The sequence below is a fragment of the Streptomyces sp. WY228 genome, from assembly GCF_019287315.1.
In the GTDB taxonomy this organism is placed as follows: domain Bacteria; phylum Actinomycetota; class Actinomycetes; order Streptomycetales; family Streptomycetaceae; genus Streptomyces; species Streptomyces caviscabies.
The window spans coordinates 1,840,269-1,856,739 of record NZ_CP079114.1 but is presented as its reverse complement, the minus strand read 5'-3'; the positions used below and the strand labels follow the sequence as shown (position 1 = coordinate 1,856,739).

The window sequence follows — 16,471 nt, the reverse complement described above, 5'->3', positions numbered from 1 at the left end:
GTGACGTACGTCTTGGCGCCGCCCACTGGGCGCGACAGGCTCCGCGGCCGTAAAATGAGACGCTATGCAGCGCTACACATAAGTAGCCGTTACTCGGTGGTTTCGTTTCCCGTGCCGCCGGGCAAGAGCCGTAAGCACCGCAGGCAACGACGCCTGCTCTCTGCGACTCCCCGGGCGCCGATCGTTCCGACCGCGACCCACCCCTTGGTAGAGCCGGTCACCTCTGGTCACCCAGTCACTTCCGGTCACCACGGTGTCCGCATACTGGAACAAGCCTTCCGCTTCTTGAGAAGCGCCCCATCATGTAACCTGCACGAAATTTCGCAGAGGGCCAACGTCGTCCCTCGGCACCGCAAATGCCACGACGACGACGGGAGAGCCGATGCGTATCGACGCCTGGTCGCCCATGGACGGTCGCCCCGCCCAGCAGGGGATGTACGACCCCCGTAACGAGCACGACGCCTGTGGCGTCGGGTTCGTGGCCACTCTGACCGGTGTGGCCAGCCATGAGCTGGTCGAGCAGGCGCTGACCGTACTGCGCAACCTCGAACACCGCGGCGCCACCGGCTCCGAGCCCGACTCCGGCGACGGCGCCGGCATCCTCTGCCAGGTCCCGGACGCCTTCCTGCGCGCCGAGACCCCTTTCGAACTTCCCGAGGCCGGCTCGTACGCCGTGGGCATCGCCTTCCTGCCCGCGGACGACTCCACCGAGGCCGTCCGCACGATCGAGGAGATCGCCGCCCAGGAGGGCCTGAAGGTCCTCGGCTGGCGCGACGTCCCGGTCACCCCCGCACTTCTCGGCAACGGCGCCCGCGCCACCATGCCCACCTTCCGCCAGGTCTTCGTCGCCGACGGCGAGTCCACCGGCATCGTCCTGGACCGCAAGGCGTTCGTCCTGCGCAAGCGTGCCGAGCGTGAGGCCGGGGTGTACTTCCCCTCGCTCTCCGCCCGCACCCTCGTCTACAAGGGCATGCTCACCACGGGGCAGCTGGAGCCGTTCTTCCCGGACCTCTCCGACCGCCGCTTCGCCTCCACGGTCGCCCTGGTCCACTCCCGCTTCTCCACCAACACCTTCCCGAGCTGGCCGCTGGCCCACCCGTACCGCTTCGTCGCGCACAACGGCGAGATCAACACGGTCAAGGGCAACCGCAACTGGATGAAGGCCCGCGAGTCCCAGCTCGCCTCCGAACTCTTCGGCCAGGCGCAGCTCGACCGGATCTTCCCCGTCTGCACCCCGGACGCCTCCGACTCGGCCTCCTTCGACGAGGTCCTGGAGCTGCTCCACCTCGGCGGGCGCTCGCTGCCGCACGCGGTGCTGATGATGGTCCCCGAGGCGTGGGAGAACCACGACTCCATGGACCCGGCCCGGCGCGCCTTCTACCAGTACCACTCCGCGATGATGGAGCCCTGGGACGGCCCGGCCTGCGTCACCTTCACCGACGGCGTCCAGGTCGGCGCGGTCCTCGACCGCAACGGTCTGCGCCCCGGCCGCTACTGGGTCACCGACGACGGCCTCGTCGTCCTCTCCTCCGAGGTCGGCGTCCTCGACATCGACCCCGCGAAGGTCGTCCGCAAGGGCCGCCTCCAGCCCGGCAAGATGTTCCTCGTCGACACCGCCGAGCACCGCATCATCGAGGACGACGAGATCAAGGCGTCCCTCGCCGCCGAGCAGCCCTACCAGGAGTGGCTGGAGACCGGCGAGATCGAGCTGAGCGACCTGCCCGAGCGCGAGCACATCGTGCACACCCACGCCTCGGTCACCCGCCGCCAGCAGACCTTCGGCTACACCGAGGAAGAGCTCCGCGTCATCCTCGCGCCGATGGCCCGCACCGCCGGCGAACCGCTCGGCTCCATGGGCACCGACTCGCCGATCGCCGCGCTCTCCGAGCGCCCCCGGCTGCTCTTCGACTACTTCACCCAGCTCTTCGCCCAGGTCACCAACCCGCCGCTGGACGCCATCCGCGAGGAGCTCGTCACCTCGCTGCGCTCCTCGCTCGGCCCCCAGGGCAACATCCTGGAGCCGACCGCCGCCGCGGCCCGCAGCGTCACGCTGCCCTTCCCGGTGATCGACAACGACGAGCTCGCCAAGCTGATACACATCAACGCCGACGGCGACATGCCGGGCATGCGGGCCGCCACCCTCTCCGGTCTCTACCGGGTGAGCGGCGGCGGCGACGCCCTGGCCGCCCGGCTGGAGCAGATCTGCACCGAGGTCGACGCCGCCATAGAGGACGGCGCCCGCCTCATCGTCCTCTCCGACCGGCACTCCGACGCCGAGCACGCCCCGATCCCCTCGCTGCTGCTCACCTCGGCCGTCCACCACCACCTCATCCGCACCAAGCAGCGCACCCAGGTGGGCCTGCTGGTCGAGGCCGGGGACGTCCGCGAGGTCCACCACGTCGCGCTGCTCATCGGCTACGGCGCCGCCGCCGTCAACCCGTACCTCGCGATGGAGTCCGTCGAGGACCTGGTCCGCGCCGGTACGTTCATCGAGAACATCGAGGCCGAGCAGGCCATCCGGAACCTGATCTACGCGCTGGGCAAGGGCGTCCTCAAGGTCATGTCCAAGATGGGCATCTCCACCGTCGCCTCCTACCGCGGCGCCCAGGTCTTCGAGGCCGTCGGCCTCGACGAGGCCTTCGTCGCGACGTACTTCAACGGCACCGCCACCAAGATCGGCGGCGCCGGCCTGGACGTCGTCGCCAAGGAGGTCGCCGCCCGGCACACCAAGGCGTACCCCGCGTCCGGCATCGCGGCCTCGCACCGCGCGCTGGAGATCGGCGGCGAGTACCAGTGGCGCCGCGAGGGCGAACCGCACCTGTTCGACCCGGAGACGGTCTTCCGCCTCCAGCACGCCACCCGCAACCGGCGCTACGACATCTTCAAGCAGTACACGGACCGGGTGAACGAGCAGTCCGAGCGCCTCATGACGCTCCGCGGCCTCTTCGGCTTCGACTCCGGCCGCGAGCCGATCTCCCTCGACGAGGTCGAGCCCGCGTCCGAGATCGTCAAGCGGTTCTCCACCGGCGCCATGTCGTACGGCTCGATCTCCCGCGAGGCGCACGAGACGCTCGCCATCGCGATGAACCAGCTCGGCGGCAAGTCCAACACCGGCGAGGGCGGCGAGGACCCCGACCGTCTGTACGACCCGGCGCGCCGCTCCTCCATCAAGCAGGTCGCCTCCGGCCGCTTCGGAGTGACCAGCGAATACCTGGTCAACGCGGACGACATCCAGATCAAGATGGCCCAGGGCGCCAAGCCCGGCGAGGGCGGCCAGCTGCCCGGCCACAAGGTCTACCCGTGGGTCGCCAAGACGCGTCACTCGACGCCCGGCGTCGGCCTCATCTCGCCGCCGCCGCACCACGACATCTACTCCATCGAAGACCTCGCCCAGCTGATCCACGACCTCAAGAACGCCAACCCCGCGGCCCGCATCCACGTGAAGCTGGTCTCCGAGGTCGGCGTCGGCACGGTCGCCGCCGGTGTCTCCAAGGCCCACGCGGACGTCGTCCTCATCTCCGGCCACGACGGCGGAACGGGCGCCTCCCCGCTCACCTCGCTCAAGCACGCGGGCGGCCCCTGGGAGCTCGGCCTCGCCGAGACCCAGCAGACGCTGCTGCTCAACGGCCTGCGCGACCGCATCGTCGTGCAGACCGACGGCCAGCTCAAGACCGGCCGCGACGTCGTCATCGCCGCGCTGCTCGGCGCCGAGGAGTTCGGTTTCGCGACCGCGCCGCTCGTCGTCTCCGGCTGCGTCATGATGCGCGTCTGCCACCTGGACACCTGCCCGGTCGGCATCGCCACCCAGAACCCGGTCCTGCGCGACCGGTTCTCCGGCAAGGCCGAGTACATCGTCAACTTCTTCGAGTTCATCGCCGAAGAGGTCCGCGAGATCCTCGCCGAGCTGGGCTTCCGCTCCATCGAGGAGGCCGTCGGCCACGCCGAACTCCTCGACACCGACCGCGCGATCACCCACTGGAAGGCGCAGGGCCTCGACCTCGCCCCGCTCTTCCACGTGCCCGAGCTGCCCGAGGGCGCGGTCCGCCACCGCATCGTCGAGCAGGACCACGGCCTGACGAAGGCGCTCGACAACCAGCTGATCAAGCTGGCCGCCGACGCGCTGGGCGCCGAGAGCGCCGAGGCCGCCCAGCCGGTCCGGGCCCAGGTCGCGATCCGCAACATCAACCGGACCGTCGGCACCATGCTCGGCCACGAGGTGACCAAGAAGTTCGGTGGCCCGGGCCTGCCCGAGAACACCATCGACATCACCTTCACCGGCTCGGCCGGCCAGTCCTTCGGCGCGTTCGTGCCGCGCGGGGTCACCCTGCGCCTGGAGGGCGACGCCAACGACTACGTCGGCAAGGGCCTCTCCGGCGGCCGCGTGATCGTCCGGCCCGACCGGGGCGCCGACCACCTCGCCGAGTACTCCACCATCGCCGGCAACACCATCGGCTACGGAGCCACCGGCGGCGAGATCTTCCTGCGCGGCCGCACCGGCGAACGCTTCTGCGTCCGCAACTCCGGCGCGCTGGTCGTCTCCGAAGGCGTCGGCGACCACGGCTGCGAGTACATGACCGGCGGCCAGGCGGTCGTCCTCGGCGAGACCGGCCGCAACTTCGCCGCCGGCATGTCGGGCGGCGTCGCGTACGTCATCGACCTCAACCGCGACGACGTCAACGTCGGCAACCTCGGCGCCGTCGAGGAGCTGGACGACACCGACCAGCAGTGGCTGCACGACGTCGTGCGCCGCCACCAGGAGGAGACCGGCTCCACCGTCGCCGAGAAGCTCCTCGCCGAGTGGGACACCGCCGTGACCCGCTTCAGCAAGATCATCCCGTCCACGTACAAGGCAGTGCTCGCCGCCAAGGACGCCGCTGAGCTCGCCGGTCTCTCCGAGCAGGAGACCACCGAGAAGATGATGGAGGCGGCGACCCATGGCTGACCCCAAGGGCTTCCTGACCACCGGACGCGAGGTCGCCCAGACCCGCCCCGTGGCCGAGCGCGTCAAGGACTGGAACGAGGTCTACGTTCCGGGCTCCCTGCTCCCGATCATCAGCAAGCAGGCCGGCCGCTGCATGGACTGCGGCATCCCGTTCTGCCACAACGGCTGCCCGCTCGGAAACCTCATCCCCGAGTGGAACGACTACGCCTACCGCGAGGACTGGACCGCCGCGTCCGAGCGGCTGCACGCCACGAACAACTTCCCGGAGTTCACCGGGCGGCTGTGCCCGGCCCCCTGCGAGTCGGCGTGCGTCCTCGGCATCAACCAGCCCGCCGTCACCATCAAGAACGTCGAGGTCTCCATCATCGACAAGGCGTGGGACAGCGGCGACGTCACCCCGCAGCCGCCCGAGCGCCTCTCCGGCAAGACCGTCGCCGTCATCGGCTCGGGCCCGGCGGGACTCGCCGCCGCCCAGCAGCTGACCCGGGCCGGCCACACCGTCGTCGTCTACGAGCGCGCGGACCGCATCGGGGGCCTCCTCCGCTACGGCATCCCCGAGTTCAAGATGGAGAAGTCGCACATCAACCGCCGCATCGAGCAGATGCGCCTGGAGGGCACCAAGTTCCGTACGGGGGTGGAGATCGGCCAGGACATCGACGCCGCCAAGCTCCGCCGCCGCTACGACGCGGTCGTCATCGCGGCCGGTGCCACCGTCTCCCGCGACCTGCCGGTCCCCGGCCGTGAGCTGAACGGCGTCCACTTCGCGATGGAGTACCTGCCGCTCGCCAACAAGGTGCAGGAGGGCGACCTGACCGTCGCCCCGATCCACGCCGGCGGCAAGCACGTCGTCGTCATCGGCGGCGGCGACACCGGCGCCGACTGCGTGGGCACCGCCCACCGCCAGGGCGCCGCCTCCGTCACCCAGCTGGAGATCATGCCGAAGCCGGGCGAGGACCGGAACGCCAACCAGCCGTGGCCGACCTTCCCGATGCTCTACAAGGTCACCTCCGCGCACGAGGAGGGCGGCGAGCGGGTCTACTCCGTCTCCACCACCCACTTCGAGGGCGACGAGGACGGCAATGTCCAGGCCCTCCACCTGGTGGAGGTCGAGTTCAAGGACGGTAAGCTGGAGCAGAAGCCCGGCACGGAGCGGCGCATCCCCGCGCAGCTCGTCACGCTGGCCATGGGCTTCACCGGCACCGACCAGTCCAACGGTCTGGTCCAGCAGTTCGGCCTGGAGCTCGACCAGCGCGGCAACGTCGCCCGCGACGAGAGCTACGCGACCAACGTCGACGGCGTCTACGTCGCCGGTGACGCGGGACGCGGCCAGTCGCTGATCGTGTGGGCCATCGCCGAGGGCCGCTCCGCCGCCCGCGGAGTGGACCGCTTCCTGACCGGGACCAGCGCCCTGCCGGCCCCGATCCGCCCGACGGACCGGTCCCTGCTGGTCTGAGCACCACCCGGGTTCCCCCTGGGCCACGCGGCCCGGGGGAGCCCCCACAAGACGTCCCGTACAACGGCGTACGGAACTGAACGCGGCGCCTGCCCGTCCCCGACCGGACATCAGCGGGCGCCGTGGCGCGTCCGGGGCCGGGGAGGTCCCGGCCCGGATCGGCAGGACATCCCCTAGGCTCAAGGCCTGCCGAACACCGAACGGGGGAGCCGTCATGCGCGGTGCGGACACGGCCGTGGGCGGGAGCGGCCCGGCCATCAGCCTGACCAAGGTCCAGGAGACGGCTCCGGCCCTGGTCAGCCTCTACAAGAGCGCCGGGGTCTCGCTGGAGAAGCGCGGCCTCGGCGGTCACCGGGCGGCCGTCTACCTCGTCCTCGACTACTCCGGTTCGATGAAGCCCTATTACCAGGACGGCAGCGTCCAGGCGCTGGCCGACCGGGTCCAGCTCTGGCGGCCCACCTCCGCGCACGAGACGACGGCAGCGGGTTCATCTTCTCCACCCGACGGTTTCGCGCAGAGTCACGGCATCGCCCTCGACAGGCCACCACCGGTGGAGGTCGAGTTCAGGACGGTAAGCTGGAGCAGAAGCCTGGCACGGAGGCGCATCCCCGCAGCTCGTCACGCTGGCCATGGCCTTCACCGGCACCGACCAGTCCAACGGTCTGGTCCAGCAGTTCGGCCTGGAGCTCGACCAGCGCGGCAACGTCGCCCGCGACGAGAGCTACGCGACCAACGTCGACGGCGTTCATGTCGCGGTGACGGGACGCACAGTCGTCGATCGGTGGGCCATCGCCGAGGGCTGGCTCCTGCCGCCGGCGGAGTGGACCGCTTCCCCGACTGGGACCGCGTCTGCCGGCCCCGATCCGCCTGACGGACCGGTCCCGGCTGGTTCAGTGACCACCTGGGTTCCCCTGGCCACGCGGCCCGGGAGCTCCTCAGCCGCGACGTCCCAACGGCGTACGGAACTGAACGCGGCGCCTGCCCGTCCCCGACCGACATCAGCGGCGCGCTGGCAAGCGTCCGGGCCGGGAGGTCCTGGCCCGGATCGGCAGGACATCCCCAGCCTGGGCCCTCCGCTGAACACCGGAACGGGGAGCCAGCTCACAAGCGGCCTGTCAGTCGCCCTGTCCGGGCCCGGCAGGCCCGGCGGTCACCGGCGGCCGCCTGCTCACCGGTTTCGACAGTTCGAAAAGTGGCCGACGCCTCCAAATGGCATCACCGGGCACGGCCCCGTCGTCCTTTCTCCACCGACGTCGACCGCACCACATCGCCGACCACGCCTCGAGAGACGCGTCGCAAGAAGCGATGCCGCCGTTCGACCACTTCGATAGCGGCTCGCCGCTCGCCCTGGTCCTTTGACGGCGCTGACTAACAAGCTGCCGAGCGCCCTGCAAGGGCGCGCTGAACCCGTTCGGCTTGGCAACGTCGTCGACGCAGCCCCTCGGGCCGTTACGTGCCCCACCGATCGGTCGCGAGTTCCTGCCTGCCGCCCGGTCGTCAATCGTCTGGTGATTGTGGCTGGATCCGCGGCGCGCTGCTGACTGACCGCGTCAGCCCGAGCGCTCGACCGTGATGCCGACTCCTCTGCTTCTGACCGCATCCCCGTCGACGGCGCAGTGGTTCGCGGCGGTCGTCGACGAGCCCTGTGGCCGCACCGTTACTGGCGATTCGCCTGCCCGGCGTTTCCCGTGACAGTGCCATTCCCGCAGCGGTCGCCGCTGACGCGGCGCGGATGGCACTGCCGTATCGCGACAGAAAGCGGATGACGTGCATCGCGCCCGGTGCGCAACGTCGACGCGAATGGTGATCCGCCACATGCCCGATAACGAGAACGCTTGATGACATTGGCCGCCAGTCATCCCGCAGGGTGAGGGCGACGAGACGTGAGATCCGAATCCGTCCACGCCCGTCGGAGTCGAACGGCCGGGTGGTTCTTGGCCTGGACGCCGAGATCGGCGGCCTTTTCGTGGCTCCGGAAGCACAGGGCACCGGGATGGGCCGACGCCTCGTCGAGCACGCGGCGGCGCTGCACGGCTCCCTGACCCTCGAGGTGTACGAGAAGAACACGCGGGCCCGCGGCTTCTACGCCCGGATGGGCTTCGTGGAGGAGAGCCGTCGTGTCGACGAGGAGTACGACGAGGTCCTGCTCAAGCTCGTCCGGCCGGCCCCGGAGACGGTCCGGAGCGATGAGGCGGTCGGCCCGGTCTGACTCCATCCCGGGGTCCGCCCGCCTGTCGTGCCCAAATGCCGACAGGAGATGTCGGGTATCCGGTGTTGCATGGCGCCCATGACGTCTTCATCGCCTTCATCCGCACCTGCACCCGCACCCGTCTCCTGGGAGAGGTTCGCCGCCGCCGAACCCGACTTCGCCGACACCGTCGAGCGCCGCTTCCGCCTCTACAAGCACCACGTCCTGGCCACCCTGCGGAAGGACGGCTCGCCCCGGGTCACCGGCCTGGAGGCCGACTTCCGCTTCGGTGAGCTGCTGCTCGGCATGATGCCGGACTCGCTCAAGGCCCTGGACCTGCGCCGCGACCCGCGCTTCGCGCTCCACGCCAACCCGGGCCCCGACGCCGAGATGAACGACGGCGACGTCCGGGTCAGCGGCCGGGCCGTGGAGATCACGGACCCGGAGCTGATCGCCCGCTTCATCGAGGAGGCCACCCCGCCCGAGCCCTTCCACCTCTTCCGGGCCGAGCTGAGCGAGGTGGTCCGCATCGGGCTCGACGGCGACGAGCTGGTCATCCGGTCCTGGCGGCCGGGGCAGCCGCTGCGCACGGTACGCCGGAAGTGACGCCGGCCCGGCGGGCGGAGCGGACCCGGCTCGGAGCCGCCCGCCCGGCCGCCTGGCCCGGACCGGGGGCGCTCGCCCCGCCGACGCCCGGGGCCCGGACCGGAGGCGCTCACCCCGCCAGCACCCGGGCCCGGCACGCGGACGGCGTCCCCCAGGCGTCCCGCAGCGGCCGGGCCCGGCGCAGCCACCAGGCGAGGGCCGGCTCCTCGGTGTAGCCGATCGCGCCGTGCGACTGGAGCGCGGTGCGGGCCGCCGCGTACCCGGCCTCGCCCGCCGTCACCTTCGCCGCCGCGACCGCCGCCCCGGCCCCGGACGGCCCCTCGGCCAGCTCCACCGCCGCCCCGTACAGCAGCGGGCGTGCGAACTCCAGGCCCAGCAGGGTGTCCGCCAGCCGGTGCTTGACCGCCTGGAAGGAGCCGACGGGCACCCCGAACTGGGTGCGCTGCTTCACGTACGCCACCGTCGCCCGCAGCAGCTCCTCCCCGCAGCCCAGCGCCAGGCCCGCCGTCGCGAACGCCGCCCGGTCGCCCGCCGCCCGCGCCGCCTCGCGCACCCCCGGCCCGGCCGCCACCACCTCGCCGTCCGGCTCCGGCCGGAACAGCCGCCGCGCCGGATCCACCGAGACCACCGGTGAACCCGGGCCCGGCGCGATCCGCAGTTCGTCGCCGGTCACCGTGAACACCGCGTCCGCCGCGTCCGCGTCCAGCGCGTACGGCCCGTGCCCGTCCAGCAGCAGCGACACCACCGCCGTACCCGCCGCGATCCTCGGCAGCCACTCCTTCGCCGCCGGGCCGCCCACCCCGCCCAGCAGCTCCCCGGCCGCCAGGGTCTCCGCCACCGGACCGGGCACCGCGTGCCGCCCCAGCTCCACGCAGGCGACGGCGCTCTCCACGGGGAGCGGACCCAGACCCCCGTACGCCTCCGGAACCGCCAGCGCGAACACCCCGGCGTCCGCGAGCCGCCCCCACAGGGCCCGCCCCGGCCCGTGATCCCCGGCCGCCCACGCCCGCAGGACCGCCGGGGTGTCGGCCGCCGTCAGCAGCGCGTCCAGGGAGCGCCCGAACTCCCGCTGCTCGTCGGTGAGCAGGAAACGCATCAGCGCCGTCCTTTCGGCAGGCCGAGCAGCCGCTCGGCGATGATGTCGCGCTGGATCTCGTTCGTCCCGGCGTAGACCGGCCCCGCCAGGGCGAAGACGTATCCCTGCGCCCACGCCGTGTCCGCCCGTTCCGCGTCCGGGCCCAGCAGGTCCAGCGCCGTCTCGTGCAGAGCGATGTCGTAGTCCGACCAGAACACCTTGTTCAGGCTGGACTCCGGACCGAGCGACGCCCCCGCCGCGAACCGGGCCGCCGAGGCGGCCGTGAACAGCCGGTACGCCCGCGCCCCGATCACCGCGTCCGCCACCCGGTCCCGCAGCGCCGTGTCCGCCGGGTCGCCCGCCTCCCGCCACAACTCCGTCAGCCGGTCGGCGGCGGCCAGGAAGCGGCCGGGGGAGCGGAGTGTGAGCCCGCGTTCGTCCCCCGTGGCCGACATCGCGATCCGCCAGCCCTGCCCCGGCTCCCCGATGACGTCCTCGTCCGGTACGAAGACCTCGTCCAGGAAGATCTCGGCGAACGCCGGCTTCCCGTCCAGCCGGCCGATCGGACGCACCGTGACCCCGGGGTCCCGCAACCCGAACATCAGGTACGTGAGTCCCTGGTGCGGTTTCGCCGCCCCCGGGTCCGTACGGAAGATCCCGAACGCCCGGTCCGCGAACGCAGCCCGCGAGGACCAGGTCTTCTGCCCCGACAGCAGCCAGCCGCCCGCCGTCCGCACCGCCCGCGAGCGCAGCGCCGCCAGGTCCGACCCGGCCTCCGGCTCCGACCAGGCCTGCGCCCAGATGACCTCGCCGCTCGCCATCGGGGGCAGTACCCGGGTCCGCTGCTCCGCCGTGCCGTGGGCGAGGAGGGTGGGGGCGAGGAGGCTGACCCCGTTCTGCGAGACCCGGCCCGGCGCGCCCGCCGCCCAGTACTCCTCCTCGAACGCCAGCCAGCCGAAGAGATCCGCGCCCCGGCCCCCGTACTCCTGCGGCCAGGAGACCGCCGACCACCGGCCTCCGTACAGCTCCGCCTCCCACGCCCGGTGCGCGGCGAACCCCTCTCCGGTCTCCAGGGAGGGCAGCGGCCGGGCGGGTACGTGCTCGCGGAGCCAGGCCCGGGCCTCGGCCCGCAGCGCCCCGGTCCGTGCTGTCTGCGCCAGGTCCATGGGGCCTGCCTTCCGTAAGGCCGTTCCCTAACAAGTGTTTGGTAGGTTAACGTACGGCTCACGCACCGTCGAGAAGTCGGGGGAACGGGCCATGGACGCACCGCCGTACCTGCCGGGACACGGACTGCTGGCCGGCCGCACCGCCGTGATCACCGCCGCCGCCGGAGCCGGCATCGGCGGCGCCACCGCCCGCCGCTTCCTGGAGGAGGGCGCGCGCGTGGTGATCGGCGACGCCCACGCCCGCCGGCTGAAGGAGAGCGCCCACGCCCTCGCCGACGCGTTCGGACCCGACCGCGTCACCCATCTGACCTGCGACGTCACCGACGAGGAGCAGGTGGCCGCCCTCTTCTCACACGCCGAACACACCCACGGCGGCCTCGACATCGTCGTCAACAACGCGGGCCTCGGCGGCACCGCCGAACTCACCGAGATGACCGACGACCAGTGGACGAGCATCCTCGACGTCACGCTGAACGGCACCTTCCGCTGCACCCGCGCCGCCCTGCGCTCCCTCAAGGCCGCCGGAACCGGAGGCGTCCTCGTCAACAACGCCTCCGTCGTCGGCTGGCGCGCCCAGCGCGGCCAGGCCCACTACGCCGCCGCCAAGGCCGGCGTCATGGCCCTCACCCGCTGTGCCGCCCTCGAAGCCGCCGACTACGGCGTGCGCGTCAACGCCGTCGCCCCCAGCCTCGCCATGCACCCGCACCTCGCCAAGGTCACCTCCGCCGAACTCCTCGCCGAACTCACCGAGAAGGAGGCCTTCGGCCGGTACGCCGAACCCTGGGAGGTCGCCAACGTCATCGTCTTCCTCGCCAGCGGCTACTCCTCGTACATGACCGGCGAGGTCGTCCCCGTCAGCAGCCAGCGTGCGTGAACACACAAGCCATGGACGGACAATGGCCGGGTGCCTACCAAGAAGAAGCCCCAGGTGACCCCCACGCCGGAGCGACGCCGAGAACTGCTCGCCACCGCCGCCGAGGTCTTCGCCGCCCAGGGATACAACGCCACCACCGTCCGCCGGATCGCGGACGAGGCCGGGATGCTCGCGGGCAGCCTCTACTACCACTTCGATTCCAAGGAATCGATGCTCGACGAGATCCTCTCCACCTTCCTCGACGAGCTCTGGCAGGGCTACGACGCGGTCCTGGCGGCCGGCCTCGGCCCCCGCGAGACCATCGAGGCCCTGGTCACCGAGTCCTTCCGGGAGATCGACCGGCACCGCCCCGCCGTCGCGATCTACCAGAAGGAGTCCAAACACCTCGCCACCCAGCCGCGCTTCGCCTACCTCGTCGACTCGCAGACCAAGTTCGAGAAGGCCTGGCTCGGCACCCTGGAACGCGGCGTCGCCGAAGGCGTCTTCCGCGACGACCTCGACATCCGCCTCACCTACCGCTTCGTCCGCGACACCGTCTGGGTCGCCGCCTCCTGGTACCGCCCCGGCGGACACCACAGCCCCGAAGAGATCGCCCGGCAGTACCTCTCGATGGTGCTCGACGGCATCGCCCTGCGTATCTAGCCACCTCTCGATGACCGAGGAGCAGCAGCCATGACCGAGGCCTACATCGTCGAAGCGGTACGCACCCCCGTCGGACGGCGCGGAGGAGGCCTCGGGGCCGCCCACCCCGCCGACCTCGGAGCCCATGTGCTGCGCGAGCTGATGGCCCGCTCGGGCGTCGACCCGGCTGCCGTCGAGGACGTCGTCTTCGGCTGCCTGGACACCGTCGGACCGCAGGCCGGCGACATCGCCCGTACGTCATGGCTCGCCGCCGGACTGCCCGAGGAGGTCCCCGGCGTCACCGTCGACCGGCAGTGCGGCTCCTCCCAGCAGGCCCTCCACTTCGCCGCCCAGGGCGTCCTCTCCGGCACCCAGGACCTCGTCGTGGCGGGCGGCACCCAGAACATGACCCAGATCCCCATCGCCTTCGCCTCCCGCCGGGCCGCCGAACCCCTCGGCCTCACCCAGGGGCCCTTCGCGGGCAGCGAGGGCTGGCGGGCCCGCTACGGCGACGCCCCCGTCAACCAGTTCCACGGCGCCCAGCTGATCGCCGAGAAATGGGGCATCGGCCGCCGCGACATGGAGGAGTTCGCCCTCACCTCCCACCGGCGGGCGGTCCGCGCCGCCGACGAGGGCCGCTTCGCCCGCGAGACCGTCGCGTACGGGGACGTCGTCGCGGACGAGGGGCCGCGCCGCGACACCACCCTGGAGAAGATGGCCGGCCTGAAGCCGGTCGTCGAGGGCGGCACCATCACCGCCGCCTGCTCCTCCCAGGTCTCCGACGGGGCCGCCGCCCTGCTCATCGCCTCCGAGCGGGCCGTCGCCGAACACGGCCTCACCCCACGGGCCCGCATCCACCACCTGTCCGTACGCGGCGAGGACCCGATCCGGATGCTCTCGGCCCCGATCCCCGCCACCGCGTACGCCCTGAAGAAGACCGGCCTCACCATCGACGCCATCGACCTCGTCGAGATCAACGAGGCGTTCGCCCCGGTCGTCCTCGCCTGGCTGAAGGAGACCGGCGCCGACCCCGAGCGGGTCAACGTCAACGGCGGCGCCATCGCCCTGGGCCACCCGCTCGGCGCGACCGGCGCCCGGCTCATGACCACGCTGCTCCACGAACTGGAACGCACCGGCGGCCGCTACGGTCTCCAGACGATGTGCGAGGGCGGCGGACAGGCCAACGTCACCATCGTCGAGCGGCTCTGAGACACCCGGAACTCCGGGATACCCGGCATACACCTTCTGGTCAGCCAAGCTTTCCCTCCGGCGGCGTGGCGTGATCCACCGCCGGAGGAGAGGACGTGCTAGGGTGTTTCCCGTTGCAGTTTTGGTACCCATGAACTTTATGTGCGCCTGACGGGAATGCTTCCTCAGGCGCATTATTGTTTTCCGGCTTTCTCCGGATGGGGCTCAATGCGGCGACTTGGAATCCGTAAAGTGCGGATTTCCGGCACTGCACCTCTTTTAGGAGAATGACATGGCTACTGGAACCGTGAAGTGGTTCAACTCGGAAAAGGGCTTCGGCTTCATCGAGCAGGACGGCGGCGGCGCCGACGTCTTCGCCCACTACTCCAACATCGCCACCTCGGGCTTCCGTGAGCTCCAGGAGGGCCAGAAGGTCTCCTTCGACGTCACGCAGGGCCAGAAGGGCCCGCAGGCGGAGAACATCGTCCCGGCCTAATTGCCGGACGCGTACCTCGCTGACCGGGGCCCGCACCGTGAAGGTGCGGGCCCCGGTTTGTGCTGTCCGAGCGACCATCCGTCGCAACAACCCGTTCTGTGCGCACATCCTGGGGGCGCACCCGGACGGCCGGGCCGGCACATCGCAGTAAACCCACTCGGCAGTTGCCCAGGAATCCCCCAGGAGGGCAATTCCCCATGACCAGCTCCGAACGCTCCGAACGCCAGGACCGCACCCCCCGCTCCCGTCCGGCCCGTGGCCGAGGCCGCGGCCAGGGCGCGGGCCCCCAGGCCGCCTCGAACGGCCGGGGCGGCGCACCCCGCTCCCGTAACCAGGGCGGCTCCAAGCCCGCGGCCCGCCGCAAGCCCGCTGTCGCGCAGCCCGCCGAGTTCGCTCTGCCGGAGACCGTGACCCCCGCGCTGCCGTCCGTCGAGGCCTTCGCCGACCTCGACATGCCCGCCGCGCTGCTGAAGACCCTCGCCGCGCAGGGCGTCACCGAGCCGTTCCCGATCCAGGGCGCGACCCTGCCGAACTCGCTGGCCGGCCGCGACATCCTCGGCCGCGGGCGCACCGGCTCCGGCAAGACCCTCGCCTTCGGCCTGGCCCTGCTGGCCCGCACCGCCGGGCGCCGCAGCGAGCCGCGCGCCCCGCTCGCCATGGTCCTCGTCCCCACCCGGGAGCTGGCCCAGCAGGTCACCGACGCGCTGACCCCGTACGCGACCGCCGTGAACCTGCGGATGGCCACCGTCGTCGGCGGCATGTCGATCACCAAGCAGTCCGCCACCCTGCGGCGCGGCGCCGAAGTCCTCGTCGCCACCCCGGGTCGGCTCAAGGACCTCATCGAGCGCGGCGACTGCCGCCTGGACGAGGTCTCCATCACCGTCCTCGACGAGGCCGACCAGATGGCCGACATGGGCTTCATGCCGCAGGTCGTCGCCCTGCTCAAGCAGGTCGAGGCGGACGGCCAGCGCATGCTGTTCTCCGCGACCCTCGACAAGAACATCGACCGGCTCGTCAAGATGTTCCTCACCGACCCGGTCGTGCACTCCGTCGACCCGTCCGCCGGTGCGGTCACCACGATGGAGCACCACGTGCTCCACGTCCTGGACGAGACCGACAAGAAGGCCGTCGCCACGAAGATCGCCGCCCGCGACGGCCGGGTGATCATGTTCGTCGACACCAAGCGCGCCGCCGACCGCTTCGCCAAGCGGCTGCTCGCCAGCGGTGTACGGGCGGCCGCCCTGCACGGCGGCCGCTCCCAGCCGCAGCGCAACCGGACGCTCGACCAGTTCAAGACCGGTGAGGTCACCGCGCTCGTCGCGACGAACGTCGCGGCCCGCGGCATCCACGTCGACGACCTCGACCTGGTCGTCAACGTGGACCCGCCGACCGACCACAAGGACTACCTCCACCGCGGCGGGCGCACGGCGCGCGCCGGGGAGTCCGGCAGCGTCGTCACGCTGGTGCTGCCCGAGGAGAAGCGCGAGATGACCCGGCTGATGCAGGACGCGGGCATCGCGCCGCGCACCACGCGGGTCACCTCCGGCGACGCGGAACTGTCCCGGATCACGGGCGCGCGTGAGCCGTCGGGCGTCGCGATCGTGATCGAGGTACCGCAGCCGACCCCGCCGAAGCAGAGGGCCCGGTCGGGCGGTTCGGCGGGCTCCGGTTCCGGCGGGGGCGCGGTGCGTTCCGGCAGCCGGGGGCGGGGCCGGCGCGGGGCCGGCGGTGCCGGCGGGACCGGGGGCGGTGCGGGGCGCTCCGGCGGTGCGGGGCGCTCGGGCGGCGAGGCCCGCGGCGCCGGCCGCTCCGGGGCGCCGGCACGCGGCCGCCGGGCGGCGTAGGGCCCCTTCAAGCCGTCC

General features: G+C 71.7%; 11 protein-coding genes and 2 pseudogenes. 10 read left to right on the top strand and 3 right to left on the bottom strand.

Features of this window, described 5'->3' with window-relative positions:
- Positions 1-382: 382 nt before the first annotated feature.
- The 3 genes and pseudogenes from gltB to KV381_RS36395 all read left to right on the top strand — a co-directional run.
- Complete coding sequence (gene gltB / locus KV381_RS07910) at positions 383-4,942, top strand: glutamate synthase large subunit (protein ID WP_218784968.1); 4,560 nt, start codon at positions 383-385, stop codon at positions 4,940-4,942.
- On the top strand, positions 4,935-6,395 hold the full coding sequence (locus KV381_RS07905) for a glutamate synthase subunit beta (RefSeq protein WP_030086752.1): 1,461 nt from the start codon (positions 4,935-4,937) through the stop codon (positions 6,393-6,395). Before gltB ends, KV381_RS07905 begins: the two co-directional genes overlap by 8 nt.
- A gap of 214 nt (positions 6,396-6,609) precedes the next feature.
- A pseudogene (locus tag KV381_RS36395) lies at positions 6,610-6,875 on the top strand (VWA domain-containing protein); the annotation flags it as partial.
- A gap of 83 nt (positions 6,876-6,958) precedes the next feature.
- Here the strand turns inward: KV381_RS36395 and KV381_RS37030 are convergent.
- Positions 6,959-7,144 (bottom strand): hypothetical protein, encoded by a 186-nt coding sequence (locus tag KV381_RS37030; RefSeq protein ID WP_218784967.1) that lies wholly within the window; start codon positions 7,142-7,144, stop codon positions 6,959-6,961.
- Between the two features lie 1,160 nt (positions 7,145-8,304).
- Here KV381_RS37030 and KV381_RS07895 point away from each other — a divergent pair.
- A pseudogene (locus tag KV381_RS07895) lies at positions 8,305-8,604 on the top strand (GNAT family N-acetyltransferase); the annotation flags it as partial.
- 69 nt (positions 8,605-8,673) lie between these two features.
- Entirely contained in the window at positions 8,674-9,189 is a 516-nt protein-coding gene (locus KV381_RS07890; protein WP_103546861.1) for a pyridoxamine 5'-phosphate oxidase family protein, read from the top strand.
- Between the two features lie 109 nt (positions 9,190-9,298).
- Here the strand turns inward: KV381_RS07890 and KV381_RS07885 are convergent, their stop codons facing one another.
- Positions 9,299-10,285 (bottom strand): acyl-CoA dehydrogenase family protein, encoded by a 987-nt coding sequence (locus KV381_RS07885; protein WP_218784966.1) that lies wholly within the window; start codon positions 10,283-10,285, stop codon positions 9,299-9,301.
- Entirely contained in the window at positions 10,285-11,430 is a 1,146-nt protein-coding gene (locus tag KV381_RS07880) for an acyl-CoA dehydrogenase family protein (protein WP_030086742.1), read from the bottom strand. The genes KV381_RS07885 and KV381_RS07880 overlap by 1 nt, the downstream gene beginning before the upstream one ends.
- A gap of 91 nt (positions 11,431-11,521) precedes the next feature.
- Here KV381_RS07880 and KV381_RS07875 point away from each other — a divergent pair, with 91 nt between their 5' ends.
- From KV381_RS07875 to KV381_RS07855, 5 genes are all read left to right on the top strand, one after another.
- Positions 11,522-12,304: an SDR family oxidoreductase gene (locus tag KV381_RS07875; protein WP_030622795.1), complete on the top strand. Its 783-nt coding sequence runs from the start codon at positions 11,522-11,524 to the stop codon at positions 12,302-12,304.
- Positions 12,305-12,334: 30 nt separating this feature from the next.
- Positions 12,335-12,946 (top strand): TetR/AcrR family transcriptional regulator, encoded by a 612-nt coding sequence (locus KV381_RS07870; RefSeq protein ID WP_030086738.1) that lies wholly within the window; start codon positions 12,335-12,337, stop codon positions 12,944-12,946.
- 30 nt (positions 12,947-12,976) lie between these two features.
- Entirely contained in the window at positions 12,977-14,134 is a 1,158-nt protein-coding gene (locus KV381_RS07865; RefSeq protein ID WP_218784965.1) for an acetyl-CoA C-acetyltransferase, read from the top strand.
- Between the two features lie 271 nt (positions 14,135-14,405).
- Complete coding sequence (locus tag KV381_RS07860; RefSeq protein WP_003969786.1) at positions 14,406-14,609, top strand: cold-shock protein; 204 nt, start codon at positions 14,406-14,408, stop codon at positions 14,607-14,609.
- Positions 14,610-14,806: 197 nt separating this feature from the next.
- Complete coding sequence (locus KV381_RS07855) at positions 14,807-16,453, top strand: DEAD/DEAH box helicase (RefSeq protein WP_030622799.1); 1,647 nt, start codon at positions 14,807-14,809, stop codon at positions 16,451-16,453.
- Positions 16,454-16,471: the final 18 nt, after the last annotated feature.